This is a genomic window from Streptomyces sp. NPDC007162 (assembly GCF_040634175.1).
In the GTDB taxonomy this organism is placed as follows: domain Bacteria; phylum Actinomycetota; class Actinomycetes; order Streptomycetales; family Streptomycetaceae; genus Streptomyces.
In genome coordinates this window covers 1-5,544 of record NZ_JBEYFC010000550.1, presented here as the reverse complement: position 1 = coordinate 5,544, position 5,544 = coordinate 1, and the positions used below count along the sequence as shown (strand labels likewise).

At 73.0% G+C, this 5,544-nt stretch carries 8 protein-coding genes; 2 read left to right on the top strand and 6 right to left on the bottom strand.

The genetic code is table 11. The features are described 5' to 3' along the window. The 6 genes from ABZ646_RS38820 to ABZ646_RS38795 form a co-directional block, all read right to left on the bottom strand. Positions 1-924 (bottom strand): phosphotransferase family protein (locus ABZ646_RS38820; protein WP_360530094.1); only part of this gene is annotated, 924 nt, incomplete at its 3' end. Between the two features lie 169 nt (positions 925-1,093). Beyond that, a complete protein-coding gene (locus ABZ646_RS38815) occupies positions 1,094-1,390 on the bottom strand; it encodes a hypothetical protein (protein ID WP_360530091.1) in 297 nt (98 codons plus the stop codon). Positions 1,391-1,513: 123 nt separating this feature from the next. Next, positions 1,514-1,828: a DUF202 domain-containing protein gene (locus ABZ646_RS38810; protein ID WP_360530089.1), complete on the bottom strand. Its 315-nt coding sequence runs from the start codon at positions 1,826-1,828 to the stop codon at positions 1,514-1,516. After that, a complete protein-coding gene (locus ABZ646_RS38805; protein WP_360530086.1) occupies positions 1,825-2,217 on the bottom strand; it encodes a DUF202 domain-containing protein in 393 nt (130 codons plus the stop codon). Before ABZ646_RS38805 ends, ABZ646_RS38810 begins: the two co-directional genes overlap by 4 nt. Positions 2,218-2,272: 55 nt before the next feature. After that, entirely contained in the window at positions 2,273-2,782 is a 510-nt protein-coding gene (locus ABZ646_RS38800; RefSeq protein WP_360530083.1) for an NUDIX domain-containing protein, read from the bottom strand. 33 nt (positions 2,783-2,815) lie between these two features. Further along, positions 2,816-3,727: a DMT family transporter gene (locus tag ABZ646_RS38795; protein WP_360530080.1), complete on the bottom strand. Its 912-nt coding sequence runs from the start codon at positions 3,725-3,727 to the stop codon at positions 2,816-2,818. Between the two features lie 369 nt (positions 3,728-4,096). Between ABZ646_RS38795 and ABZ646_RS38790 the strand changes: the two genes are divergently transcribed. After that, positions 4,097-5,068 (top strand): hypothetical protein, encoded by a 972-nt coding sequence (locus tag ABZ646_RS38790; RefSeq protein ID WP_360530077.1) that lies wholly within the window; start codon positions 4,097-4,099, stop codon positions 5,066-5,068. A 73-nt stretch (positions 5,069-5,141) separates the two neighbouring features. Continuing rightward, positions 5,142-5,544: molybdopterin-dependent oxidoreductase (locus ABZ646_RS38785; protein ID WP_360530074.1), on the top strand; the 403-nt coding region annotated here is incomplete at its 3' end.

Sequence of the window (5,544 nt, the reverse complement as noted above, 5' to 3'; positions counted from 1 at the left end):
CGCCTCGACGAGGTCGATGTTGCAGTTCGGGCAGACCGCGCTGACCATGTCGATGTCGAGGGGCACCGCCGTGACGTCCCGGCCGGAGCGGGCGGCGTAGCGCTCGACCAGCTCCTGCGGGGACGGGTGGCCGGGCGCCTCGGCGGTGGTCGAGACCGGCGAGTCGGGCGCGCCCAGCGGCTGGCTGTACATCACCAGCAGGCCCAGGTCGGTCAGTGGGTCGCCGAGCGTGGACATCTCCCAGTCGAGGATCGCCTTGATCGTGTCGTCGTCGCCGATCAGCACGTTGTCCAGGCGGTAGTCGCCGTGGATGACGGCGGGCGCGGGGGAGTCGGGCAGCCGGCGGCCGAGGGTGGCGTGCAGCTCGTCGATGCCGGCCAGCTCCCGGTTGCGGGAGGCGTCCAGCTGCTTGCCCCAGCGCCGCAGCTGCCGGTCGAGGAAGCCCTCGGGTCGGCCGAAGTCGGCGAGACCCACCTCCGCGGGGTCCACGGCGTGCAGTTCCACCAGAGTGTCGACGAGGGAGAGCACCGCGTTGCGGGTGCGCTCCGCGCCGAGCGGGGCGAGCTGACCGGAGGTGCGGTACGGGGTGCCCTCGACGAACTCCATCACGTAGAACGGTGCGCCGAGGACCTCCTCGTCCTCGCACAGCAGCACCGGCCGCGGCACCGGCACCTCGGTCGGGTGCAGCGCGCTGATCACCCGGTGCTCGCGCCTCATGTCGTGCGCGGTGGCCAGGACGTGACCGAGCGGCGGCCGTCGCACCACCCACTTGGAGGTGCCGTCGGAGACCGCGTAGGTGAGGTTCGACCGTCCGCCCTCGATCAGCCTTCCGGTCAGCGGACCGGACACCAGGCCGGGCCGCTCGCGTTCGAGCAGGCCGCGCAGCCGGTCGAGATCCAGTCCGGGCGGGTGGTCGGGGCTCATGCATCGCTCCTACGAACGAATGAACAGGACCCGACTTATGATGCCGACCGGTCGGTATGCCGTCCAGTCCGCGAACCGAACGTGACCGGGACCACCCTACGGTCCGGCCGGGACGAGGCGGCTCCCCGCGCGCGCAGGGCGGGGAGCCGCCGATCGGGGCCGGGCCGGATCAGTGGTCGTCCCAGTGGCCGTCGTGCTCGGCGTGCCGGTGTCCGTCGTGAAGATAGTCGACATGGTCGCCGTGCAGGACGCCGGTGTGTCCGCAGCCGTCGCCGTGCCGGTGCTCGTGGCCGTCGTGGGTGACGTGCGCCTCGGGCTCGCACTCGTCCCAGTGGCCGCCGTGCTCGCGGTGCAGGTGCCCGTTGTGCGCGTAGTCGACGTGGTCGCCGTGCGGCACCTGGTCGTGCCCGCAGCCCGGCCCGTGGCTGTGGCCGTGCGCGGTGTGTTCCTGGTGAAGGGTGGTCATGGTGCTCACCTTCAGGGGTCCGGAAGTCGGGGATGCGGCGGGACGCCGACGGACAGGCTGCCACGCACAAGCCGCATATCAGGTCATTCCGGTTGCGTGGCGTCCGAGTACCCCGAAGGTGTCCTAGACGACCAGTGCCGTGGCGCAGACCGCGACGGCGACCGTGCACAGCACCGCCGCGGTCGCCTGCCGGGGGGCCAGCGCCGGGGGGCGGTCGTCGGCCGCGAGGGCGCTGATGCGGCGGTTGGCGACGAGCAGGAAGCCCAGCCACAGGGCGCAGACGGCCGCGCAGGCGACGACTCCGAGGGCCGAGGTGCCGTCGTGCAGGGCGGCCTTCGCGGCGAGTGTCGCGGCGACGGTGGCGGAGAGCGTCGTACGGCGCCAGGCCAGCCGGGTCCGCTCCGGCTGGAGCCCGGGGTCCCGGGCCGGCCCGGTCACCCCTCCCACCCCGCGAGCACGACGATCACCATCGCCACGGCGACCACGGCGACGACCACGCTCAGCAGGGCCGGGAAGCGGGAGACCGGCAGGTCCTCGCCGCGCCGCATCGCCCGCTCGCAGCGCATCCAGTGGTTCACGGCGCGCAGGGAGCACAGGACGCCCGCGGCGAGCAGGGCGAGCGCGAGGCCGACGCGCCAGCCCCAGCGGAGGTCGGGCAGGAACTGGTCCACGGCGAAACCGCCGCCGATGAGAGCGAGGGCGGTGCGCAGCCAGGCCAGGAAGGTCCGCTCGTTGGCGAGGGAGAAACGGTAGTCGGGGGTCGTCCCCTCCTGCCGTACGACCTCGGGGGCGAACCACAAACGGACGTTCCGCGCGAATTCGATCACACGGAGGAAGACTACCGGGGGTGCGGTGCCGTGGTCCGGTCGGGTGCGGGGCGCTTCAGCCCCGCCACTCCCGCAGCCGGCCCCATGCCGCCACCCCGTCCGGTACCCACTCCCACGCGCCGAGCCGGGACACCAGCTCCTCCTCGCTGAGGAAGTCGTGCCAGGCGACCTCCTCCACCTGCGGCCGCACCGGCAGCTCGCAGCGGACCTCGTACACCGCCGACCACCAGCTCTGCCCGGCTCCGTTGTCGTACAGGAACTTGAACAGGAACGTGGGCCGGGGGAGACCGGTCACGCCCAGTTCCTCCTCGGCCTCCCGCAGCGCCGCGTCGTCGTAGGACTCGCCCGCGCCCACCACACCCCCGACGAACATGTCGTACAGGGAGGGGAAGACCAGCTTGGTGGCGGTGCGGCGGTGGACGAAGATCCGGCCGGACGCGTCCCTGGCCTGGATGAAGACGCAGCGGTGGCGCAGGCCCCGGGCGTAGGCCTCGCCGCGCGGGGCCTGCCCGGTCACCCGGTCGTTCTCGTCGACGATGTCGAGGATTTCGTCAGCAGCGTTCATGCCGCCATCCAAGCAGGCCGACCGGGGAGGGCGTCAGCGCGGCTGGAGGTCGAGGGACCGCTCCCGCGGCGCCGCGCCCCGCGGCATCGCCGGATGCAGCCCGAGCAGCACGATGCCCGCCACGACCGCCGCGAGCCCCGCCGCCTCCCAGGCCAGCGCCCCGGTGTCGGTACGCAGCCGGTCCCCGAGGAAACCCACACCGCACAGGATCCCGGTGAGCGGCTGGGCCGCGGTGAGCGCCGGCAGCGACATCCGCAGCTCCGCCGTCTCGAACGCGCTCTGTACGAGGAGCAGCCCGGTCACCCCGAGCGCCAGGACCCCGTACGGCTGCCAGCCGGTCAGCACCTCCATGATGCCGCCCTCGGAGAAGCGGGTACTGGTGACCCGGGTCAGCGCGTCCTGGACGCCGTAGAGCAGGCCGGCGGCGAGGGCGAGCAGGGTGGGGCCGGCGCTGAGCCTCGACCGCTTGGCACAGGTGGTGAGCACCAGGGCGATGCCGACGACCACGCCGATGATCAGCCAGTGGCGCAGCGGGTCGGCGATCGCGTGTCCGCCGCGTGGCTCGCCCGCCAGGATGAACGCGGTGACACCACCGGCGAGCAGCAGCAGCCCCGCCCACCCCTGGTGGCTGAGGGGGTGCTTGGTCTGGTGTCTGGAGAGCGCGAGGGCGAACAGCAGGTTCGTGGCGAGCAGCGGCTCGACGAGGGAGATCTCGCCCTTGCCGAGGGCGACCGCCCCGAGGACCATCCCGGCCACCATCAGGCCGATGCCGCCCAGCCAGCGCGGCACCTTCATCAGGTCCAGCAGCAGCCGGGGCGAGAGGAAGTCGCTGAGCGGAGCCTGCTGCGCGACGTTCTGCTGGAGCACGAACCCGAAGCCCAGGCAACAGGCCGCGCTCACGGCGAGAACCAGAACCAGTACGGACACGCTGCGTACCTCGATCATGCGGCCGGGCTACGGGGTGCGTAGTGGCCGACTGTAGCGCTGCCGGATGGGTGGTGCTCCGGGAGTACCCGGAACCGGGCGACGGACTCGGTCACGGCGCCCGGGTCGATCGCGGAGGGTGGCGCTGGGCGTCGGACCGCACTGCCATGGTCCGACGCCTGGGCGGCCCGCGCCATGGCGTACGCCACAGCCGGCACCCGAAGCCCTGCGGTCACGGTACGCCAACCGGGGACCCGCCCGCGTCAAGTTCCCTCCGTTCCAAGGTAGTTGAACCAAGGATCAGTAGCGCTCAGCTTGACGCAAAGTCTTGGCGGAGGGTTTGCTGTGCGTGATCGGCCGATGGCAGCCCGACAACCAGGAAGTTCCGCGGTGCCCCCAACCCCGCCCCTCGTAGGCCCAGGCCGGGCCGTCGCCGAAGGTCCCCGCGCGACCACGCACCCCGGATGCGCACACTGTCCGGACGACGCCCTGGACGACGCCGAACTCATCTCCGCCCGCGCCGCGTTGGCCCAGGGCCGCTGGCAGTCCGCCCGCTCCCTGTTGCTCCACACGGGTGAGGACTGGGACCGCCGGGGCCACCGGGTCACCGTCCTCGCCCGCGAACCGTACGCCGTCGCCTGGTCCCGCGAGTGGCTGCTGGCCGAGCCCGGCGCGGCCGGCGCCGCCACCCTGTACGCGCTGACCCTGGTCCGGCGGGCGCTGCGCGGCAAGGAGCCGCCCGAGCGGGCCCGCGAGGCGTGCGGCAGCGCCGCCGCGCTCGCCCCCGCCGACCCCACCCCGTGGCTCGGCCTGCTCCTGCTGGCCCGGCACCTCGGCACCGACGAGGAGGTCCGGCGCGCCTTCGCCGAGGTGCGCCGCCGCCACCCCGAGCACCATCACGCGCACCACCTGATGGCCGCCCGGATCGCGGAGACCGAGACACAGGGGTCGTACGAGCTGTGCGCCTTCGCGGAGCGCTCGGCCGCCGCGGCCCCGGCGGACTCCCCGCTCGCCATCCTCCCGGTCGTCGCCTACACCGAACGGCACCGGGTGCTGGCCGCCACCGGAGGGGCGCCCGCCGATCCGGCCGGCGCCGGGCACTGGGCCGAGCCGTCCGCCCGGCGCGCGCTGAACGCGGCCTTCGACTGGTGGCTGGAGTGGGGCATCGAGGAGCACCCCCGCCGTCACATCGACCTCAACCACCTCGCCCACGCCACCTCGGGCGCAGGCCGCTACGCCGAGGCCGCCGCCCTGTTCCAGCGCATCGGCCGGCACACCACCGAGGTGCCCTGGTCGTACCCCGACCGCGACCCCTGCGAGGCATTCCGGACGGCCCGGGCACGCGCGCTGGGAGGTTCATGAGAAGAGGTTGTGGATTTCTTACGGCCGCCGGTTTTCGGGACCACGTCCGCCCCAACGGTGTTCGAATGAGTACGTGAACTCTGAACTGTCCGAGGAGCCACGGCACACCGAGCAGGGCAGCCCGGTCGGCCGCCGGGTGTTCCTCGGCACCGTCGGTCTCGGTGCGCTCGGCGTGGTGACCGCGCCCGTGCTGCAACGGATCACCGAGTCGGTACTCGGCACCTTCTCCGGCAAGGACCCCACCGGCCTGACCGGACTGCTCCCGAACGGCGGCGGGTTCCGCTACTACTCGGTGACCGGTTCGGTGCCGGACAAGAACGCCGCGAACTACCGGCTGCGGATCGGCGGCCTGGTCGACGAGCCGCGCACCTACAGCCTCGCCGACCTGCGGGCCCTGCCGCAGACCCGGCTGGTCAAGGACGTGCAGTGCGTGACCGGCTGGCGGGTGCCCGACACGCCCTTCGAAGGCGTGCGCC